Origin of the sequence: Mesorhizobium shangrilense, from assembly GCF_028826155.1 — a bacterium.
Classification (GTDB): Bacteria; Pseudomonadota; Alphaproteobacteria; order Rhizobiales; family Rhizobiaceae; genus Arvimicrobium; species Arvimicrobium flavum.
Genome location: NZ_JAQGPN010000001.1, coordinates 4,119,708 through 4,139,316 on the forward strand (window position 1 = coordinate 4,119,708; position 19,609 = coordinate 4,139,316).

Sequence of the window (19,609 nt, forward strand, 5' to 3'; positions counted from 1 at the left end):
GTCCCGCGGTCAGGCGAGATCGAAACGATCAGCGTTCATGACCTTCGTCCACGCGGCGACGAAATCCTTCGCGAACTTCTCCTTGGAATCCGCGCAGGCATAGACTTCCGCCAGCGCCCGCAGCTGCGAGTGCGAACCGAAGATCAGGTCGACGCGGGTAGCAGTCCACTTGACCTCGTTGGTCTTACGGTCCCGTCCCTCGAACACGCCCTCGGCACCGGCGGCCGGCTGCCATTGCGTGCCCATGTCGAGGAGGTTGACGAAGAAGTCGTTGGTCAGCGTCTGCGGCCGATCGGTGAACACGCCATGCGCGGACTGACCGGCATTCGCGCCGAGCACCCGCAGGCCGCCGACGAGAACCGTCATCTCCGGCGCGGTCAGCTTCAGGAGCTGCGCCCGGTCGACCAACTGCTCCTCGGGCGACAGGCGCTGCTGGCCGCGACCGTAGTTGCGGAAGCCGTCAGACGTCGGCTCGAGGGGCGCGAAGGAATCGACATCCGTCTGCTCCTGCGACGCGTCCATGCGGCCCGGCGTAAAGGGCACCTTCACGTCCTGCCCGGCATCCTTTGCCGCCTTCTCGACCGCAGCGCCGCCGCCGAGAACGATCAGGTCGGCCAGCGACACCTTCTTGCCGCCCGACTGCGAGGCGTTGAACTCCTGCTGGATCGCCTCGAGCTTCTGGAGGACCGACGCCAGCTGGGCCGGCTGGTTGACGTCCCAGTCCTTCTGCGGCGCAAGACGGATGCGCGCGCCGTTGGCGCCGCCGCGCATGTCGGAGCCGCGGAACGTCGAGGCCGACGCCCAGGCGGTGGAGACCAAATCCGAGACGGACAGGCCGGACGCGAGGATCTTGGCCTTCAGGGCCGCGACGTCGTTCTCGTCGACCAGTTCGTGATCCACTGCCGGAATCGGATCCTGCCAGGGCAGTTCCTCTTTCGGGACAAGCGGGCCGAGGTAGCGGGCGACCGGGCCCATGTCGCGGTGGGTGAGCTTGTACCAGGCGCGCGCAAATGCGTCGGCAAACTCATCCGGGTTCTCGAAGAAGCGCCGCGAGATCTTCTCGTAGGCGGGATCGACGCGCAGGGCGATGTCGGAGGTCAGCATTGACGGCGCATGACGCTTCGACTTGTCGTGCGCATCCGGCACCGTGCCGGCGCCCATGCCGTGCTTCGGCGTCCACTGGTGCGCGCCCGCGGGGCTCTTGGTCAGCTCCCACTCGTAGCCGAGCAGGTTCCAGAAGAAGTTGTTGCTCCACTTGGTCGGCGTCGTGGTCCAGGTGACTTCCAGGCCGCTTCCGATGGTGTCGCCGCCCTTGCCCGCGCCGAAGCTGTTCTTCCAGCCGAGGCCCTGTTCCTCGATGCCGGCCGCCTCTGGCTCCGGCCCCACCAGAGCCGCGTCGCCGGCGCCGTGGGTCTTGCCGAAGGTGTGGCCGCCAGCGATCAGCGCGACGGTCTCCTCGTCGTTCATGGCCATGCGAGCAAACGTCTCGCGGATGTCTCGCGCCGAGGCGAGCGGATCAGGGATGCCGTTCGGGCCTTCAGGGTTGACGTAGATCAGACCCATCTGGACGGCTGCGAGCGGGTTGTGGAGGTCACGCTCGCCCGAGTAGCGCTCGTCTGCCAGCCACTTGCCTTCAGGGCCCCAGTAAATGTCGGTCTCGGGCTCCCACACGTCGACGCGGCCGCCGGCGAAACCGAAGGTCTTGAAGCCCATCGTCTCCAGAGCAACGTTGCCCGTGAGGATCATGAGGTCGGCCCAGGAGATTTTTCGACCGTACTTCTGCTTGATCGGCCAGAGCAGACGGCGCGCCTTGTCGAGGTTGACGTTGTCCGGCCAGCTGTTGAGTGGCGCAAAGCGCTGTTGTCCTGCTCCCGCGCCGCCGCGGCCGTCGCCGATGCGGTAGGTGCCGGCGCTGTGCCACGCCATGCGGATGAAGAGCGGTCCGTAGTGACCGAAGTCGGCCGGCCACCAGTCCTGCGAGTCCGTCATCAGGGCCTTGAGATCCTCGATCACGGCGTTGAGGTCGAGGCTTGCGAACTCCTTGGCGTAATCAAACTCCTCGCCCATCGGGTTGGAGAGGGCGGAATGCTGGTGAAGGACCTGAAGGTCCAACTGGTTCGGCCACCAATCGCGGTTGCCTCGCGTGGGCGCACCATGCGCGACCGGGCACTTGCCCGCGCTTGGGTCAGTCTTTGAGTCCATCTATCTCTCCAACGGTGTTGTTGCGGTCCTCGACCAATTTCGTCTGAAACGCCGGGGCTTCCCTCGAAGATGGGCGGGCGCGGCGGAATACGGGGATCTGGCAGCGAGACATCAGCCTCACTTTGGAACTCTTCCAAAGTAGGCCTTGCCTGTGATAAATTCAAATTACCTTTGATTGTCACTTCGATAAGACGTTCCTATGATACGGATCACATTCCGACAGATGCAATATTTCGAGGCGCTGGCCGAGACGCTGCATTTCGGCCGGGCGGCCGAAGTTGTCGGCGTCACCCAACCCGCGCTCTCCGCGCAGATAGCGGAAATGGAATCGCAACTCGGCGTTCGTCTCTTCGAGCGCGGGGGCGGCAGCGTGCATCTGACCGAGGACGCGTTGGCCTATCGGCCACGAATCGAACGCATATTGAATGAGGTGCGCGATCTCCAAGCCGATGCGCGCCGGGAGCGCAAGGAACTGGAAGGCCGCTTTCGCCTCGGGATCATCCCGACTGTCGCGCCCTACCTGCTGCCACAGCTGCTGCCGCATCTAAAAAGCCGGTTTCCGGAGTTGCGCATCGAGATCCGGGAAGCGGTCACAGCAACAATCCGGGAGGAGACCATCAATGGCAGGCTCGACGGGATGATCGCCGCAGGCCCATTCGATGACGCCGCTCTGACATCGGAAGCGCTCTTCGAAGACCATTTCCTGCTGGCCATACCGGCCAGCGAGGTGGGCAGAGTGCCCGCGCCCGTGGAACCGGAGAACCTCGTCTTCGAACGCCTGATGCTGCTTGAAGAGGGTCACTGCATGCGCGAGGACGCGCTCGCCATCTGCGGGCGCGTCAAACCCGTGTCGATGGCGAGCTTCGGAGCGACAAGCCTGACGACCCTGCTGCACATGGTCGGGCACGGGCTGGGCGTCACGCTTCTGCCCGAAATCGCCGCGGGGGCAGCCTTCGGGCGGCCCGATGTCGCCATGATCCCCTTCAGCGAGCCTGCGCCGGCACGCACGATTTGCCTTGCATGGCGCAAGAGCAGCGCCCGCCGGCATGACCACGTCCTGCTGGCCGAGGCGATCCGCGAGGTGCACGGCGCGATCGTGTCCGACAGCCGACAGCCGAAGCAGACACGTTCACGCGGCGGAGTTCGGACGGCTCCAGCCCCCCTTCCCAAGACTAATGACGGCGGCGAACCTTGATATCTCTTCATGAGGCCACATCGATCATCGAGCCGTATCTGCGCGAATACGGACTGATCGCCATCATGGTCATCATCTATCTGGAATCGCTAGGAGCACCGTTGCCGGGCGAGAGCGCTCTGATCGGCACCGCGGCATTGGCCGCCAGGGGCGATTTTGTGATCTGGCAGGTTTTCCTGGCGATCTGGGCGGCTGCCGTGCTCGGCGACACCACCGGCTATGCGATCGGCCGCTTCGGCGGCAGCGCGCTGCTGAGACGATACGGCGGCATGGTCAAGCTCACGTCTGAAAGGCTCGACACGCTGGGGGAACTCTTTCGGCGACGAGGCGCCTGGATCGTCGTCGGCGCACGCTTCGTGGTCCTCCTGCGCCAGCTCAACGGACTGGTCGCCGGCTCGGTGCTGATGCCGTTCCGCGCCTTCCTAGCGGCCAATATCGTCGGTGCAGCAGCCTGGACGGCATGCTGGACGTTCGGACCTTACTTTCTGGGCAGCTTGTTCGGGCTCAGGTAGCGGAATTGTCTGGCGTCACAAAAATGCGGCCCAAAAACAGATAGAGCGGCGGACTTGCATTCATCAGAATTCCCGTCGCTCTAGTCCAGCGGCAGACGCGCGAAATCACGCCGCAGGCGCAAGTCCGCCGTCGAAACCTGCCGTCACGCCCCGCCGTGATAGTTCGGGCTCTCGCGGGTGATGGTGATCCCGTGCGCATGGCTCTCGCGAAGGCCGGCGTTGGAAATGCGCACGAATGTCGCCCTTTCCCGGAAGTCGGCGAGATCGCGACCGCCCACATAGCCCATGGCAGCCCTGAGCCCGCCGGTAAGCTGATGCAGCACGCCCGAAACCGGCCCCTTGTAGGGAACCTGGCCCTCAATTCCCTCCGGCACCAGCTTCAGCGTGTCGCGCACTTCCGCCTGGAAGTAGCGGTCCGCCGAGCCGCGCGCCATGGCGCCGACCGAGCCCATGCCACGGTACGCCTTGAAGGAGCGGCCCTGGTGCAGGTAGACCTCGCCGGGGCTCTCGTCCGTGCCGGCAAGCAGCGAGCCGATCATGGCTGCGCTCGCGCCAGCCGCCAGCGCCTTGGCGAGATCGCCCGAGAACTTGATGCCGCCGTCGGCGATGATCGAGACGCCGGCCTTGTCGGCGACGTCCACCGCACTCATGATCGCCGACAGCTGAGGCACTCCGACCCCTGCGACGATGCGCGTCGTGCAAATCGAGCCGGGCCCGATGCCGACCTTCACCGCATCCGCGCCCGCGTCGATCAGCGCGCGCGTTCCGTCCGCCGTGGCCACGTTGCCGGCCATGATGCGTATCGAGTTCGAGAGATTCTTGGCGCGGGCCACTGCATCCAGGACCCGCTGCGAATGGCCATGCGCCGTGTCGATGACCAGCAGATCGACGCCCGCATCGATCAGACGCTCGGCGCGTTCGAACCCGTCGTCGCCGACGCTGGTCGCCGCCGCCACCCTGAGCCGGCCCTGCGCATCCTTGGATGCGTTCGGATTGAGCTGCGACTTTTCGATGTCCTTGACCGTGATCAGGCCGACGCAGTTGCCGGCATCGTCGACGACCAGAAGCTTCTCGATCCGCCTCTGGTGAAGCAGCCGCTTGGCCTCGTCCTGATCGACCGTTTCACGCACCGTGACCAGATTATCCCTGGTCATCAGTTCGTGGACCTTCTGGGAGGGATCGGAGGCAAAGCGCACATCGCGATTGGTGAGGATGCCGACGAGGCGGCCGTGCTTCGGCAGGCCGCTGCTGCCGTGCTCGACGACGGGGATGCCGGAAATGCCGTGCGCGCTCATCAGCGCCCGCGCATCGGCAAGCGTCGCGTTCGGGCCGATCGTCACCGGGTTCACGACCATGCCGGATTCGAACTTCTTGACCTGGCGCACCTCCTCGGCCTGCTCGACGGGAGACAGGTTCCGGTGGATGACGCCGATGCCGCCGGCCTGAGCCATGGCGATGGCAAGGCGCGATTCGGTGACCGTGTCCATGGCGGCCGAAAGGATCGGGATGTTCAGCTCGATGTCGCCGGCGATGCGCGTGCGCACGTCCGTCTGCCCCGGCATCACCTCGGAATGACCGGGCTGCAGCAGGACATCGTCGAACGTCAGCGCCAGGGCGCCCGTTGCGGTCTCGATGATCTTCGACATTGCCAAACCTCGAATGAGTGAAACGATGCGTCAGGCCCGGACGGGCACGCCGATTCGTGATTGCGGTTCTGGATTGGCAGCGGCTGGTATCACGTCACTCGGGCGTTGGAAAGCCCACTTGCTGACGCAGGAACACCTTGCCTCACCACGACAGATTTGGGACTGGCCGCGCACGCCCGAGCCGAAACAGTTGCAAGAGGTGGCCGCGCGTGGCTCCTGATCGTCTTCCCTGCATCAACACTTGATGATCGCCGTGCATCTTTCCCAGGCGCGCCCTATCTGCTCCAATCGGTCGAGTGGCCTCGCATCGCCGGCCCAACGTTCTGGCATCGCGTGCCTGACACGCCTGCCACATTGAGCATCAACGCCTGCCCGGCCGCAGCTTCGGAATTGTCTTGAACCGCACTGTTCCCCTCATCCTCGCCGTGGCCCTCTTCATGGAGAACATGGATTCCACCGTGATCTCCACATCGCTGCCCGCCATCGCGGCCGACATCGACACCAGCCCGATCGCGTTGAAACTTGCCCTGACCGCCTATCTCGTCTCGCTCGCCATCTTCATTCCGATCAGTTCCTGGATGGCGGACCGGTACGGCGCCAAGCGGGTCTTCAGGACCGCCATCTGCGTCTTCGTCGTCGGCTCGATCCTCTGTGCAATGGCGGACTCGCTGCTCGGCTTCGTCGTCGCGCGCTTCGCCCAAGGAATGGGCGGCGCCATGATGACGCCAGTTGCCCGGCTCGTGCTGGTGCGTTCCACGAAAAAGAGCCAGCTTGTCTCCGCTATGGCGTGGCTGACCATCCCGGCCCTCGTCGGGCCGCTGGTCGGCCCCCCGGTCGGCGGCTTCATCACCACCTATTTCACCTGGCACTGGATCTTTCTCATCAATGTGCCGATCGGCATTGCCGGCGTATGGCTTTCCGGACGTTTCCTGCCGGAGATCGAGCCGGCCAGGACGCGGCCGCTCGACGCTGTGGGCTTCCTGCTGGTCGCAGTCGCCGCTTCCGGCATTGTCTTCGGCCTCTCCGTCATCAGCCTGCCTGCGCTGCCGCCGCCGGTCGGGATCGTGACAACGTTGATCGGAGTGCTCGCCGGGGTGCTCTACCTTTCCCACGGCTGCAAGCGCCCGAACCCGATCCTCGACCTGCGTCTTTTCAGGAACGCCACGTTCCGGGCTGCGGTGTTCGGCGGCGCCATGTTCCGCATCGGCACCGGCGCCGTGCCGTTCCTGCTGCCGCTGATGTTTCAGCTCGGCTTCGGCCTGACGCCGTTCCAGTCGGGCCTGCTCACCTTCGCCTCGGCGCTCGGCGCACTGGCGATGAAGTTCGCCGCACCGGTGACGCTGCGTGTAGGCGGCTTCAGGAACGCCTTGATCTTCACCACAGTTTCGGGCGCAGCCTTCATTGCCGCCAACGCACTGTTCACGCCGTCGACGCCCGCCGGCGTCATCATCGCAACGCTGATCGCAGCCGGGTTCCTACGTTCGCTGTTCTTTACCTCCGCCAACACTCTGGTGTTCGCCGACATCGAGGATCGCGAAACAAGCCAGGCGACCGCGATCGCCGCCTGCTCGCAGCAGATCAGCATCGCGCTCGGCGTCGCCGCCGCCGGCGGCATTCTGGAAGGCTATGCATTCTTCACCGGCCTGCCCGTCGGGCTGCCGGCCTTCCATTTCGCCTTTGTGTCGGTCGCCATGGTGACCGCGCTCTCGGTCATCTGGTTCTTGCGGCTCGCGCCGGAGGCGGGCAACGCCGTTTCCGGGCACCGCCTTGCACGCCAGGCGCAAGACAAGCCCGGCAATCCCTAAGCTGGTTCTCCCGGCGAAGACCGGCCCTTGAAATCCTTGGCGAGGAGGTAGAGCTCCACCGACGCATCCCGGGATGCGGGGGGCTTGACGTGGTGGACCGAGCGGAAACTCCGCTTCAGCTCGTCGAGCAATGCGGCTTCCGTACCGCCCTGGAATGTCTTTGCAAGAAAATGGCCGCCCGGCTTCAGCACCGACATGGCAAAGTCGGCCGCCACTTCGCACAGGTGCATGGTGCGCAGATGGTCGGTGCGGCGGTGGCCCGTGGTCGGCGCGGCCATGTCGGAAAGCACGACGTCGGGCGCGTCCCCGAGCGCCTCCACCAACCTCGCCGGCGCGTCGTCATCGAGGAAATCCATCTCGAGCACGACCGCACCCGGTACCGGGTCCATGCCCAGATAGTCTATCCCGACGACATGGGTGTGCTCGTCCGTGGATTTGGTCCGCTCCGCCGCCACCTGGCACCAGCCGCCCGGCGCGGCGCCGAGATCGATCACCTTCGCGCCGGGCTTCAGCAGATGGTGTTTGTCGTCGATCTCGATCAGCTTGTAGGCGGCGCGCGAGCGGTAGCCCTCCGCCTTCGAGCGCTGCACATAGGGATCGTTCATGTGCCGCTCCAGCCAGCGGCGCGACGATTCCTTCAGCTTGGTCTTCTTGACCCGCGTCTTGAGGACGCGGCCGGCTCCCGCCGATCCCGGTTTCTTCACGCCCGCCCCTCCGGTCGCCAGTTGCGCCGCCACACGCCTTCGTCGGCCATCAGTTCGCTCAATATGCCTTCGCGCAAGCCGCGATCGGCGACGCGCAGCCGCTCCGAGGGCCAAATGCGGCGGATGGCTTCCAGGATCGCGCAGCCCGCCAGCACCAGGTCGGCGCGGTCGGCGCCAATGCACGCATTGGCCACCCTTTGATCGAAATTCCAGCCCAGCAGCTTGTTCACCATGCGGTCGACATTCTCCCGATCCATCCAGAGCCCGTCGACGCGGCGGCGATCATAGCGTTCCAGTCCCAGATGCACGCCAGCAAGCGTCGTCACCGTGCCGGACGTCCCAAGCAGATGGAAACGCGTGTCATGCGCCACATGGCGCAGGCGATCGCGACCCGCAAAGGCCATGAGGTGGCGCAGGACCTCCTCTATCATCGCATCAAAGGTTTCGCGTGACACCTCCTGCCCGCCGAAACGCTCGGCCAACGAGACGACGCCAACCGGCAGCGAGGTCCAGGCGACGATGTGGTTTGCAAGCCTGGGGGTACGGTGGCGCGACGTGTCAATAAGCGCGATCTCGGACGAACCGCCGCCAATGTCGAACAGCACCACACCGTGTGTGTCGCGCTCGACCAGGGGACCGCAACCGGACACCGCCAGCCGCGCCTCCGTCTGGCGATCAATGATCTCGAGGTCGAGCCCGGTTTCCCGCTTGACGCGGTCGATGAAGACGTCGCCGTTCTCCGCCGAACGGCAGGCTTCGGTCGCGATCAGTCGCGAGCGGCGGATGTCCCGGGAGGCCAGCTTGTCGGCGCACACCTTCAACGCCTCGACCGCCCGATCCATGCCCCCCTGCCCCAGCCGTCCGCTGGCGGCCAACCCCTCTCCCAGCCTGACGATGCGCGAAAAGGCGTCGATGACGCGAAACTGCCCGGGCCGCCCCGGTATCGCAACCAGCAAGCGGCAGTTGTTGGTGCCGAGATCGAGCGCGGCGAACACCGGCAGGTCGCTTCGCGGGCGCTTCTGCAGCCTGTCGTCTGCGGCAGGCGGAATCTGCTGATGCGCTGGCGGAAGGCCAGGCGCCGCCTTCGCCAAAACAGCGCCGGCCGCCTGTCCGTTGACGTGGGGAACGGAGGCCGCGCCGGCTGTCTGCGCCTGCGGGGACCCCTTTGCGAACACCTTGCGCCCGCGCTTTCGTTTGCGTCCCTTGCGCCTCGGCGTCCGGAGCGCGGACGCAGGGCTACCGGACTCGGCGGAAGCCGGCTCGACGCGGCGCGCCCCGTCCCGCGAATCGCCGGCACGAGGCATCGCGCCACCAGCCGCCCCCGCCCCCGCCGGTTGGCCGGCATCGCGGTCAGTCACTTCGCTGTCCTTTCAGGCGCCGCGCGAACCAAGAGGACGCAGCAGGCGCTCAATCTTCATCGTTGGTTCGGAGACTAACAGCAGCAGCCGCGTTCACCAAGGGTCTCACAGCAGATTCTCGCATTTGCGTGATCGACGCCGTCTTAGGTTGAACCAGTGCTGGGCTTCAGGCATTTCTGGATCATCCGCACCAAAGCGCCAGCACCCCGGAGGAGAAGCAAGATGGCCGTTCGCGCATGAGATGGAGGGAATGGATCTGGCCAGTGATCGGACTTGCCGCAGTCGCCTTTTCGATCTGGCTTCTCGTCGACGAATTGCGTGGCATATCGCTCGACGACGTCGGTGCGGGGCTCGCGGCCATCTCCTGGCGTCAATGGCTGCTCTCGGCGCTGGCCGCCCTGCTGGCCTATGCCGCGCTCGCCGGCTACGACCACATGGCTCTGCTCCATCTCGGCAAGAAGGTGAACTGGCTTTTCGTGACGGCCTGCTCCTTCTCCACCTACGCGCTGTCACACAATATCGGCGGTTCGGTGATCTCGGGCGCCGTGATCCGGTACAGAGCCTACGGGACGAAGGGGCTGTCGCCGCAGGAGGTCGGCGTGCTCGTCGCGCTGTGCTCGCTCACCTTTGCGCTGGCGACGATTCTGTTGGGGGGCATCCTGCTCGTTCTGAAACCCTCGCTGATCGAGCGCGTGCAGGACGACCTGCCCGCCTGGGCCGGCCTGAGCGTGGGCATCGCGCTGTTGCTGCTCGTGACGGCCTATGTCTTCGGCAGCTGGATGCATTTCCGGCCGTTCCGGATCGCGGGCTTCCAGCTCCATTACCCGCGCCTGCCGATCGTCGTCCGGCAACTCATCATCGGGCCGCTGGAGATCCTGGCGGCGATCTCCATCATCTATTTCGCGCTGCCGGCGGCAGGAAATCCCGGGTTTCTGACAGTCGCAGCCGTGTTTCTTGCCTCCTTCACCGTGGCGCAGCTGTCGCATGCGCCGGGCGGCCTCGGCGTGCTGGAGGTCGTCTTCATCAAGGGCTTGCCCGAGATGGACGAGATCCATGTGCTCTCCGCCCTGCTCGTCTTTCGACTTCTCTACCTCCTGATCCCGCTGCTCATCTCGATCGTGCTGGTGATCGCGTTCGAACGGTCGCAGTTGGCGATGCGCTGGGCACGCCCGTTGGCCGGGAACGGCAAGTGAAGCCCGGCAGGAGACCAAAAATTCCGGACGCGGAAATGGCGCGATTGAAAAGATTGGTGGGTTGACTATTTTCAGTCAATGGCTAGAAGGCACCCTGCAGCGACCGCCACGGCCCTTGCGCCTCAATGAGGCCCGCCGCGCAGTTGGGGAATAGGTTAACGGTAGACCAGCGGACTCTGACTCCGTTAGTCCTGGTTCGAATCCAGGTTCCCCAGCCAACTCATTTTCCCTACGCTTTCCCTTCGGTTTCTGGAAGATTTCGTGGCAGTCGGGTTTTCCCTCTCCCTTTGAGCTTTCGAATAAGTAATTCCGTGAGCGGCGGATTGCGGTTCAGGTAAGCGAGCATCGTGGATAGATGGCACGTCACGTGTCCCAGCCCAACGAGGCGAGCGACATGATGCTGACCGCGGCCGGAAGTGAACCTCAGCTGATCATCTTCATCCTCTAATCAAACCCAATCTCGGCGAGGATAGACCGCTACCAGCGGCTCCCCACCCTGACACACGCCTGCAAACTCATTCCATTTGTTCATGCTCGCCGTCACGCGACGGAGGGTGACAAATTCGTCTGGAGATCGCCCGCACAGCGAAAACCCAGGTGACTCGACGTGGCGCCGAGATGGTTGCAGGTCCGCGCCGAAACCCGGTAACGGTCGCAATAGCTCGCGTGGCAGAGATAGGAACCGCCGCGCATTGCCATCAGTCCGGGCGTCTCGCGTGACCATGGCGAAGCTGTCCACTCCCATACATTGCCAAGCATGTTGTAGAGCCCGAAGCCGTTGGGCGGAAAACTGCGGGCCGGCGCGGTCGCCAGGTAACCGTCGTCAGCCGTGTTGTTCAACGGAAACCGCCCCTGCCAGATATTGCACATGTGACGCCCCCCAGGATGAAGGGCGTCGCCCCAGGCGTAGATCGCCCTCTGCAGGCCGCCACGCGCCGCCGCTTCCCATTCTGCTTCCGTGGGCAGCCGCTTGCCGACGAACCCGGCAAAGGCGGCGGCGTCATTCCACGAGACATGAACGACGGGATGATCGTGCAGCGCATGCAAGGAGGAGCCTTCACCGTCAGGCGCATGCCAGCAAGCGCCGCGAACGGGAAGCCACCAGTCCGGCGCTTGCGCGTCTGCAGCCGCCGCGATTGCGGCATCCGGATGCGCCTGGGCGGTGAAAACGAAGGACCAGCCAAGGCGTTCGGCCTCCGTGACGTAGCCCGTGGCATCGACAAACAATGCAAAGGCCTCATTCGTCACCGCCGTCCTGTCGATGAGAAAAGCCGGCAGATCGACCCGCCTCACCGGTCCCTCCCCGTCATCGGGATGAGCGAAAGACCGATCCTCGCCCAGCAGCCAACGTCCAGCCGGAATTCGCGCCATTTCCGGATGGCTTTCGGCCTCGAGCGACGCGGAAGCAGAGATTTGTTCCTGGGGGCGATCGACTGCAGACCGTCCCGGATTGCAACAAGCCATGGCGCTATCCTGTCGAAAACTGAGATCCGGAATTTGACTCTTACTCGATAGCACGTGAAGGTAGGACGTCCTACCTCTTGGAGGAGAGAGCGATGTCCGGCTCTGCCACTGAGCGCGTCATGCAGTACATTCGCCAGCAAAAGCTGGTCGCCGGCGACCGTCTGCCGGCCGAAGTGGATATTTCCCGGATACTCGGCCTCAGCCGCAATTCGCTGCGCGAAGCCTATGCCGACCTGATGGCCAAGGGCCTGCTCAAGAGCAAGCATGGCATCGGCACGTTCATAGCCAATCCGCCCATCCTCAATGCCCTGACCGGCTCCGCCGGTTTCTGGAACCTGATCGAAAAAGCAGGCATGAAAGCGTCCTTTCGCGAAATCCTGCGCGACCAGGTCAGCGCGCCGAAAGAGATCGCCGTCATCTTTGGTCTTGCGGCCGAGAACCCAACCGAGCGTCTGCGCTGGCTGTTCCTGGCCAACGACCAGCCCTGCATCCTCGTCGACCATTATCTCGCGCGCGGGATCCCGACGAGCGCCTTCAACGAGACCACCGAGCACGACGCGCTCGCTGCCATCGCGCCATTCACCGTCATTGACGGCTCGTCGCTGTCGACACGCACGTCGGCAATCAACGCGACTGACGAGATCGCCGAACTGCTCCAGGTAAACGAGGGAGACGCGCTTCTCTGGAGCACTGCCCTTGTGCACTCGGGCGACGGTAGCGTTCCGCTGGCCTCGCGCTCCTGGATGGTCCCACATCTTCTGAACAGCCATCAGGTGATGGCCCTCGCACCCGCTGATTTCCAGGGCAATGCAAGCCCCTTGCCGGAGGACGAACCGAAATGACCCGATTCACCAAGATGGCCCTTGGCCTTGTGTCGAGCCTCTTGCTCTTCTCTACACAAGTGGCCGGAGCACAGACCCTCGAGCCTGTACGCTTCGGTGTCGATGCCTACACCACGGGATCCCAGATCTGGGTCGCCAAGGAAAAAGGCTTCTTCGAAAAGGAAGGGATCGATGCACAGATCACCACCTTCGCCACCGGCGTCGAGGCCATCGACGCACTGTTGATCGGCCGCGCCGACATGGCAGTCGGGCTCGACTTCCCGATCGTCTCGCGCATTCAGGGCGGCAAGCTCACGGTGCTCGCCGGCGTCTTTCATTCGACGCCAGGCTTCCACAAGTTGGTCGTCAGCAACGAAATCAAGGAAGCCAAAGATCTGGTGGGCAAGAAGCTGGGCATCGCCACCGGCACGGCTCAGCATCTGATAACAGTGAAATATCTCGAGGAGAACGGCATCCCCGAGGACCAGGTCGAGATTGTCGGCTTCACCAGCCTGCTTGAGATCGTCGCTTCCCTGCGTTCCGGCCGCATCGACGCTGCATTCGCCTGGGCCGACGGCACACAAAAATCGACCGATGGCGGCGAGCACTATGTGCTGACCGACGACGCAGCCGCCAAGCGCAACAGCAGCGCCTATATCGCGGCTCAGACCGAGTTCACCGAAAAGCACCCCGAACTGACAGTGGCGACGCTACGTGCGCTCAACGCGGCAAGCGAATTTATCTCGGCGAACAAAGACGAGGCTGCGGCTCTCATCGCCAAGAACACCCGCGCACCCCGCGACACGGTGCGCGAGCTTCTCAACTACAACGAGTTCGCGCTGGCGCTGACGGATTACGAGCGTCGCGGCTTCCAGGAAGTTGCGGACTTTCTCGCCAAGACCAAGTCCCAATCCGTGACCTTCGAGACGGGCGTAAACCCGGAATACCTGAAGCAAGCGGCCCCCGATCTGGTCAAGCTGGACAACTGAACGGCACAACCATGACAAACAGCCCCACAAGCGAGGCGCGTCAGCTGGCTTCCGCGCCTGCGGTGGTCTTCGACAATGTCGGCATGGCCTATCCCGGCCAGAAGGCCGGCAGCGAACTGATCCTTGCCAACCTCTCCATTACCGTCCCGCAGGGAGAGTTCTTCGTGCTTGTCGGCCCCAGCGGCTCGGGCAAATCGACCTTGCTCAAGATCGTCGCCGGCACCGAGAAGCAGACCGAAGGTCGGGTTCTGGCCAACGGCAACCCCATCGACGGGCCGGACCGGCGGCGCGGCATGGTGTTCCAGTCGATCGAGGAGCCTCTGTTCCAATGGCTGACGGTTGCGGAGAACGTAGGCTTTGGACCAAGCGTGGCCGGCAAATCCAGCTCCGAGCGCCGGACCATCGAAAAGCACTACATTGACCTCGTCGGTCTGCGCGGACATGAGGCAAAGTTTCCGCACGAGCTTTCCGGCGGCATGAAGCAGCGCGTGCAAATCGCCCGCACGCTTGCCGCAGAGCCGCAACTTATCCTTTTCGACGAGCCGTTTGCCGCCCTCGACGCACTGACGCGCCGGGTGCTGCAGAAAGAACTGACGCGGATCTGGCGCGAGACCGGTTGCACCATGCTCTATGTCACGCATGACATTCGCGAGGCCGTGCTCCTCGGCCAGCGCGTCGCAGTCATGAGCAGGGGACCACGGGCCAACATCACCCGCATCTACGACATCGCCCTGCCCTACCCGCGCGACGACCTCGACAGCCGTTTTGCCGATGCGGTGAAGGCGATCGAGGGTGACATCGAAAGGGAGGCGGCTTCGCAATGGGAGCAAAACTGATGCCATCCTACGCCTGGTCGGCGCTGAGCATCGCCGCTGTCGTCATTCTCTGGCAGATGGCGTCGACCTGGCTCGTCGACCCGATGTTCCTGCCCGCCCCGCTCGCAGTTCTCAAGGGAGCTGGACAGATGATGGAAGAGGGCACGCTCAGCCAGTCGGTACTGGTCTCGATGATGCGTATTCTCTCAGGCTGGCTCCTCGGCAGCGCCATCGCCATTCCGATCGGACTCGCGGTTGGTGTCTCCCCGGTGGCGCGCCACCTGGTTGACCCGTTCATTCACTTCTTTCGTTTCGTTCCAGCGATCGCGCTGGTGACGCTGTTCATCATCTGGTTCGGCGTCGGAGAGATGTCGAAGATCATCCTGATCGCCTATGCGACAGCCTTCATCGTGATGGTGAACACGGCCAGCGGCGTGTCCTCGATCTCTCAGGACAAGCTGAATGCGGCGCGCTGCCTCGGCGCCAACGAGCGGCAAGTGTTCTTCCGGGTGATGGTCCCGGCCTCCCTTCCGGCGATCTATGTCGGCATGCGGCTGGCGCTCGCTTCGTCCTTCCTGGTGATCGCGGCTGCCGAAATGCTCGCTGCCGACGCGGGCCTCGGCTACATCATCTGGACCTCGCGCCTCTACTTCCAGGTAGACTGGATGTTCGCGGCCATCATCGTGCTCGGCCTTCTGGGTTTCGCCACCGACCGCCTGTGGCGGCTTCTCGGGCGCACTCGGCTCAAGCGCTACCTGCGCGGCGTCACCGGCTATTGATCCGATCAGGCCGGACTTGTCTCCACATGTGTCCGGCCGCCTTTCTCTCAGACTTGGGACTGGTTTCATGACTTCCGAATCTCGCGGCCGCATTGGCCGCACGCACCACGAATCCGAGCGCCACTACGCAGACATCCCGGTAGGCGCGACAGGCAAGCCGAATGTGATCTATGTCGTGCTCGACGACGTGGGCTACTCCGACCTGGGCTGCTTCGGCTCATCGATCGAAACGCCGAACTTCGATTCACTTGCCAATAACGGCCTGCGCTACAGCAACTTCCACACGACGACGCTGTGCTCACCGACGCGCGCGTGCCTCCTTACCGGGCGTAACCATCACTCCGTCGGCATGCGCTATCTCGCGAATGCGGACATGGGCTGGCCATCCGGACGTGGCGCCATCAGCCATCGCGCCGGAACGCTCGCCGAAATGCTCAAGCTGCAAGGCTATGCGACCTATGCGGTCGGCAAGTGGCACCTCGCACCGACCGAGAACGCCAATGCTGCAGGTCCTTTCGACCAATGGCCGCTCGGCCGCGGCTTCGAGCGTTTCTACGGCTTCATGAACGGCAGCACCGACCAGTTCCATCCGGAACTCTGCCAGGACAATCAGCAGGTTTCGCCGCCTGCGACGCCTGAACAGGGCTACCACCTTTCGGACGATCTTTCGGATCGCGCCGTCCGCTACATCGCCGACAAGATGGCGATCTGGCCGGACAAGCCGTTCTTCCTCTATCTCTGCTACGGCGCGGGGCACTTCCCCCATCAGGCGCCTGAGGCGGCGCTCGCCAAATATCGCGGCCGGTTCGCCCATGGCTGGGACGAGGAGCGGGTGCGCAGGCTGGCCAAGCAGAAGGCAATGGACCTCGTGCCTGAAAACACCGAGTTGCCTCAGCCGAATCCCGGCGTTCGCGGTTGGGCGGAGCTTACCGCCGAAGAGCGCGAGGTGTCGGAACGCATGCAGGAAGCTTATGCTGCGCTGCTCGGCCACACCGACGATGCATTCGGCAGAGTGCTCGACTTCCTCGATCGAACCGGCATCCGCGACAACACCATCATCGTCCTGATTTCCGACAACGGTGCATCCACCGATTGCGATCCCGACGGCACGACTAACGTGTTGCGCTGGTTCAACCGCCTGCCGGAAGACTATTCAGTATCGCGCGAGAGCATGACGGAGATCGGTTCCGCACGCAGCTCCGGCAACTATCCCTGGGGCTGGGCGCAGGCGTCCAATACGCCGCTCAAGCTCTACAAGAGCTTCACGCATGGCGGCGGCGTGCGCGACCCGATGATCTTCTCCTGGCCAGATGGCATCGCCGACAAGGGCGGAATTCGCGCGCAGTTCACCCATGTGACCGACATCACGCCGACAATCATGCAGATCTGCGATGTCGCCGCACCCGAGACGATCAACGGCGTGGCTCAGATGCCAATCCACGGCGAGAGCTTCGGCTATTCGTTCGATGCGCCTGATGCGGCGACCGTCAAGGAATCGCAATATTTCGAGATGTACGGGCATCGCAGCATCTGGCACCGCGGCTGGAAGGCCGTGACGCAGCACAAGGCAGGAAGCGATTTCGAAAGCGAACGCTGGGAACTCTACCATCTCGACGAGGATTTCGCCGAGCTTCGCGACCTGTCTCAGGATAAACCGGAGAAACTGGCCGAGATGAAGGAGCGCTGGTGGGCGGAGGCCGGCCGATACGGCGTCATGCCGCTCGACGACAGCGACGTGCTGTTCAAGCCGCCCTACCGGCCCGGTGCACCGCGCTGGCGCAACGAATGCAGCTTCTTCCCGCCAATCTCGTCCATTCCGGCTGAGGCGGCGCCCATGACGCAGGATGTCTCACACAGGATCACGATCACGATCGAGCGCGACGACACGAGCCAGGGAGGCGCACTCGTCTGTTTCGGTAGCTGCCACGGCGGTTATGCCATCGACATCATCGATAACCGGCTGGTCTACACTTACAACTACGCGGGATTTGAAGTCAGCCGCATTGTCTCGAACATCGAGGTCCCGCCCGGCGCAACAACCATCTCCTTCGAGTTCGAGAAAACCGGGAAGCTCCAGGGACGTGGCCGCCTAAACGTCGATGGCCAGCCTGCCGGCGACCACTTCTTCGAACGAACGCTCCTCAGGCTTTCACTGTCACCGCTGATGTTCGGGCGCAGCAACGCCGAGCCGGTGGACCCGGCGCGCCAGGCGAGCCCGGATTTTGCGGGTCGGATAACGCGCATCGACTACGCAATCGGCCTGGATCGGGAAGTAGTGCCAGCAAGCCTGGACGTTGATTGAGCACAACGAGGTCTTCGCCCTCGAGATCGACGCGCTCGACCGCGCTGCCAGCACCCGGGCAGCGTGGCCCCCTCTGCTGAAGCATGTTGCGATCCGCCCGCGAGACCTGGAGTGCCTTGGAACGCAGATCCAGAAGAAGCGGCCGGTGCGTATGTTGACGGCGCCTCTTGGGGTGTCACCAGGCCACCCGGTATCCCTCGTATATCGATTTGATCGATCGTGACGCGTTCTGGTGGGAGGTTGCGGCTGAGTTCTTTCGCGTAAAGGGCGCATCGCCTCGGCAGCGATGCGCAAGCCGGTCCGCGCCAGCCCTAGTCTTCCGCAAAGACGATGGCTCGCTTCTTTCTCAGGCTGGGCAGAACCGCCAGGACGATGAACGCCGCTGCAACGAGAAGAAGCGATAGCGACAGCGGGCGCGTGACGAAGATCGAGAAATCGCCGTCCGACAGCACCAGCGCCCGGCGGAAATATTCCTCGATCATCGGCCCCAGGATGAACCCCAGAAGAAGTGGCGCCGGCTCGCATTCGAGTTTCGCAAAGACATAGCCCAGCAGACCGCAGCCGGCTGTCAGGAAGACGTCGAAGGTCGAGTACGAGACGGAATAGACCCCGATGCAGCAGAAGACGAGAATGGCCGGGAAGAGGAGATGGTAGGGGATCTTCAGCAGCCGCACCCAGATCCCGATCAGCGGGAGGTTCAGGATCACGAGGAACAGATTGCCGATCCACATGGAGACCACCAGGCCCCAGAACAGGCTGGGGTTGTTGGTTATGACCTGCGGACCCGGCTGGATGTTGTGGACGACCAGTGCGCCCAGCATCAGCGCCATCGTGGCGCTTCCCGGGATGCCCAGCGTAAGCGTCGGGATGAAAGCCGTCTGGGCAGCCGCATTGTTGGCCGCTTCCGGTCCGGCGACGCCCTCGATCGCGCCGCGACCGAATTCCTCCGGCCGTCGCGAGACGCGCCGCTCGAGGCTGTAGGCAAAGAAGGAAGCGAGCGTCAATCCGGCACCCGGCAAGACGCCGATGATCGCGCCAAGCGAGCTGCCGCGCAAAATGGCCGGCGTCATCCGACGAATATCTTCTCGCGTCGGCCAGAGCGAACGGACAGGCGCGACGAGCGTATCCTTGTTTCCCGTACGCTCCAGTGTCCCAACGATCTCGCTGAAGGCGAAGATGCCGATTGCGATCACGATGAAGTCGATGCCCTCCCACAGCTGGGGAGCGCCGAAGGTGAAGCGCGCGACGCCGGAGTTCACGTCCATTCCCACCAGCCCGATCAGCAGGCCCAGCACGATCATTCCGACCGATTTCAGCAGCGGCCCCGAGGCAAGCGAAACCGCGCCGATGAGCCCCAGGACCATCAGCGAAAAATACTCCGCCGGGCCGAACCTGAAGGCGAGATGGGCGATCGGACCCGCGAGCACCGCAAGGATGAGCACCCCAAGGCAACCCGCGAAGAACGACCCCACTGCGGCCGCGGCCAGCGCCGCTCCCGCCCTGCCCTGCCGGGCCATGTGATGCCCGTCGATCGCGGTCACGACGGATGAGGCCTCGCCGGGGAGATTGACCAGGATCGCCGTGGTCGAACCGCCATAGGCAGCGCCATAGTAGATGCCCGCCAGCATGATCAGCGCGCCCTCGGGCGTCAGGCCGAACGTGAAGGGCAGCAGCATCGAGATGGTCGCCAGCGGTCCGAGGCCGGGCAGAACCCCGATCAGCGTTCCGAGCAGGCAACCCGTGAAGGCGTAGAGAAGGTTCTGCCAGGAGAGCGCCGTAGCAAGTCCCAGGGCCAGATTGTCGAGAAACTCCATGGAGATGGCC

General features: G+C 63.9%; 15 protein-coding genes and 1 tRNA gene. 10 read left to right on the top strand and 6 right to left on the bottom strand.

The genetic code is table 11. The annotated features are described in order from the left end of the window. Positions 1–9: 9 nt before the first annotated feature. Positions 10–2,202, bottom strand: coding sequence for a catalase/peroxidase HPI (katG, locus tag PD284_RS19970; RefSeq protein WP_274629886.1), 2,193 nt, complete (start codon positions 2,200–2,202; stop codon positions 10–12). Between the two features lie 199 nt (positions 2,203–2,401). Between katG and PD284_RS19975 the strand changes: the two genes are divergently transcribed. Further along, positions 2,402–3,397 (top strand): hydrogen peroxide-inducible genes activator, encoded by a 996-nt coding sequence (locus PD284_RS19975; protein WP_274629887.1) that lies wholly within the window; start codon positions 2,402–2,404, stop codon positions 3,395–3,397. A 65-nt stretch (positions 3,398–3,462) separates the two neighbouring features. Next, positions 3,463–3,909, top strand: coding sequence for a DedA family protein (locus tag PD284_RS19980; RefSeq protein WP_274630710.1), 447 nt, complete (start codon positions 3,463–3,465; stop codon positions 3,907–3,909). A gap of 143 nt (positions 3,910–4,052) precedes the next feature. Here PD284_RS19980 and guaB read toward each other — a convergent pair whose 3' ends face one another. Further along, positions 4,053–5,555, bottom strand: a complete 1,503-nt coding sequence (gene guaB, locus PD284_RS19985) for an IMP dehydrogenase (RefSeq protein WP_274629888.1) — start codon at positions 5,553–5,555, stop codon at positions 4,053–4,055. A gap of 395 nt (positions 5,556–5,950) precedes the next feature. Here guaB and PD284_RS19990 point away from each other — a divergent pair, with 395 nt between their 5' ends. After that, complete coding sequence (locus PD284_RS19990) at positions 5,951–7,360, top strand: MFS transporter (RefSeq protein WP_274629889.1); 1,410 nt, start codon at positions 5,951–5,953, stop codon at positions 7,358–7,360. Here the strand turns inward: PD284_RS19990 and PD284_RS19995 are convergent. After that, entirely contained in the window at positions 7,357–8,064 is a 708-nt protein-coding gene (locus PD284_RS19995) for an RlmE family RNA methyltransferase (protein ID WP_274629890.1), read from the bottom strand. The two genes, PD284_RS19990 and PD284_RS19995, sit on opposite strands and share 4 nt — an antisense overlap. Further along, positions 8,061–9,422, bottom strand: coding sequence for a Ppx/GppA phosphatase family protein (locus PD284_RS20000; RefSeq protein ID WP_274629891.1), 1,362 nt, complete (start codon positions 9,420–9,422; stop codon positions 8,061–8,063). Before PD284_RS20000 ends, PD284_RS19995 begins: the two co-directional genes overlap by 4 nt. Before the next feature lie 236 nt (positions 9,423–9,658). On the opposite strand from PD284_RS20000, the gene PD284_RS20005 reads away from it, so the two are divergent. After that, positions 9,659–10,615 carry a lysylphosphatidylglycerol synthase transmembrane domain-containing protein gene (locus PD284_RS20005; RefSeq protein ID WP_274629892.1) on the top strand — a complete coding sequence of 319 codons (957 nt, stop codon included), beginning with the start codon at positions 9,659–9,661 and terminating at the stop codon, positions 10,613–10,615. Positions 10,616–10,759: 144 nt separating this feature from the next. Further along, positions 10,760–10,833 (top strand) — tRNA-Gln (locus PD284_RS20010). 322 nt (positions 10,834–11,155) lie between these two features. On the opposite strand, the gene PD284_RS20015 is transcribed toward PD284_RS20010, so the two are convergent. Continuing rightward, complete coding sequence (locus PD284_RS20015; RefSeq protein ID WP_411956235.1) at positions 11,156–12,079, bottom strand: formylglycine-generating enzyme family protein; 924 nt, start codon at positions 12,077–12,079, stop codon at positions 11,156–11,158. A 92-nt stretch (positions 12,080–12,171) separates the two neighbouring features. Here PD284_RS20015 and PD284_RS20020 point away from each other — a divergent pair, with 92 nt between their 5' ends. The 5 genes from PD284_RS20020 (at position 12,172) to PD284_RS20040 (ending at position 17,785) form a co-directional block, all read left to right on the top strand. Then, entirely contained in the window at positions 12,172–12,921 is a 750-nt protein-coding gene (locus tag PD284_RS20020; RefSeq protein ID WP_274629894.1) for a GntR family transcriptional regulator, read from the top strand. Further along, positions 12,918–13,889, top strand: a complete 972-nt coding sequence (locus tag PD284_RS20025) for an ABC transporter substrate-binding protein (protein WP_274629895.1) — start codon at positions 12,918–12,920, stop codon at positions 13,887–13,889. The genes PD284_RS20020 and PD284_RS20025 overlap by 4 nt, the downstream gene beginning before the upstream one ends. Before the next feature lie 11 nt (positions 13,890–13,900). Beyond that, positions 13,901–14,725, top strand: a complete 825-nt coding sequence (locus tag PD284_RS20030) for an ABC transporter ATP-binding protein (protein WP_274629896.1) — start codon at positions 13,901–13,903, stop codon at positions 14,723–14,725. Continuing rightward, positions 14,725–15,483 carry an ABC transporter permease gene (locus tag PD284_RS20035; protein WP_274629897.1) on the top strand — a complete coding sequence of 253 codons (759 nt, stop codon included), beginning with the start codon at positions 14,725–14,727 and terminating at the stop codon, positions 15,481–15,483. The genes PD284_RS20030 and PD284_RS20035 overlap by 1 nt, the downstream gene beginning before the upstream one ends. 67 nt (positions 15,484–15,550) lie before the next feature. After that, positions 15,551–17,785 (top strand): arylsulfatase, encoded by a 2,235-nt coding sequence (locus PD284_RS20040; protein ID WP_274629898.1) that lies wholly within the window; start codon positions 15,551–15,553, stop codon positions 17,783–17,785. Between the two features lie 311 nt (positions 17,786–18,096). Here PD284_RS20040 and PD284_RS20045 read toward each other — a convergent pair whose 3' ends face one another. Beyond that, positions 18,097–19,599: a tripartite tricarboxylate transporter permease gene (locus PD284_RS20045; protein ID WP_274629899.1), complete on the bottom strand. Its 1,503-nt coding sequence runs from the start codon at positions 19,597–19,599 to the stop codon at positions 18,097–18,099. Positions 19,600–19,609: the final 10 nt, after the last annotated feature.

Coding starts and splice junctions, on each gene's coding strand:
- PD284_RS20005 (WP_274629892.1), top strand. CDS start 9,659: ATGAGATGGAGGGAATGGATCTGGCCAGTGATCGGACTTGCCGCAGTC.
- PD284_RS20025 (WP_274629895.1), top strand. CDS start 12,918: ATGACCCGATTCACCAAGATGGCCCTTGGCCTTGTGTCGAGCCTCTTG.
- PD284_RS20020 (WP_274629894.1), top strand. CDS start 12,172: ATGTCCGGCTCTGCCACTGAGCGCGTCATGCAGTACATTCGCCAGCAA.
- PD284_RS20015 (WP_411956235.1), bottom strand. CDS start 12,079: ATGGCTTGTTGCAATCCGGGACGGTCTGCAGTCGATCGCCCCCAGGAA.
- guaB (WP_274629888.1), bottom strand. CDS start 5,555: ATGTCGAAGATCATCGAGACCGCAACGGGCGCCCTGGCGCTGACGTTC.
- PD284_RS20030 (WP_274629896.1), top strand. CDS start 13,901: ATGACAAACAGCCCCACAAGCGAGGCGCGTCAGCTGGCTTCCGCGCCT.
- PD284_RS20040 (WP_274629898.1), top strand. CDS start 15,551: ATGACTTCCGAATCTCGCGGCCGCATTGGCCGCACGCACCACGAATCC.
- PD284_RS20035 (WP_274629897.1), top strand. CDS start 14,725: ATGCCATCCTACGCCTGGTCGGCGCTGAGCATCGCCGCTGTCGTCATT.
- PD284_RS19980 (WP_274630710.1), top strand. CDS start 3,463: ATGGTCATCATCTATCTGGAATCGCTAGGAGCACCGTTGCCGGGCGAG.
- PD284_RS19975 (WP_274629887.1), top strand. CDS start 2,402: ATGATACGGATCACATTCCGACAGATGCAATATTTCGAGGCGCTGGCC.
- katG (WP_274629886.1), bottom strand. CDS start 2,202: ATGGACTCAAAGACTGACCCAAGCGCGGGCAAGTGCCCGGTCGCGCAT.
- PD284_RS20045 (WP_274629899.1), bottom strand. CDS start 19,599: ATGGAGTTTCTCGACAATCTGGCCCTGGGACTTGCTACGGCGCTCTCC.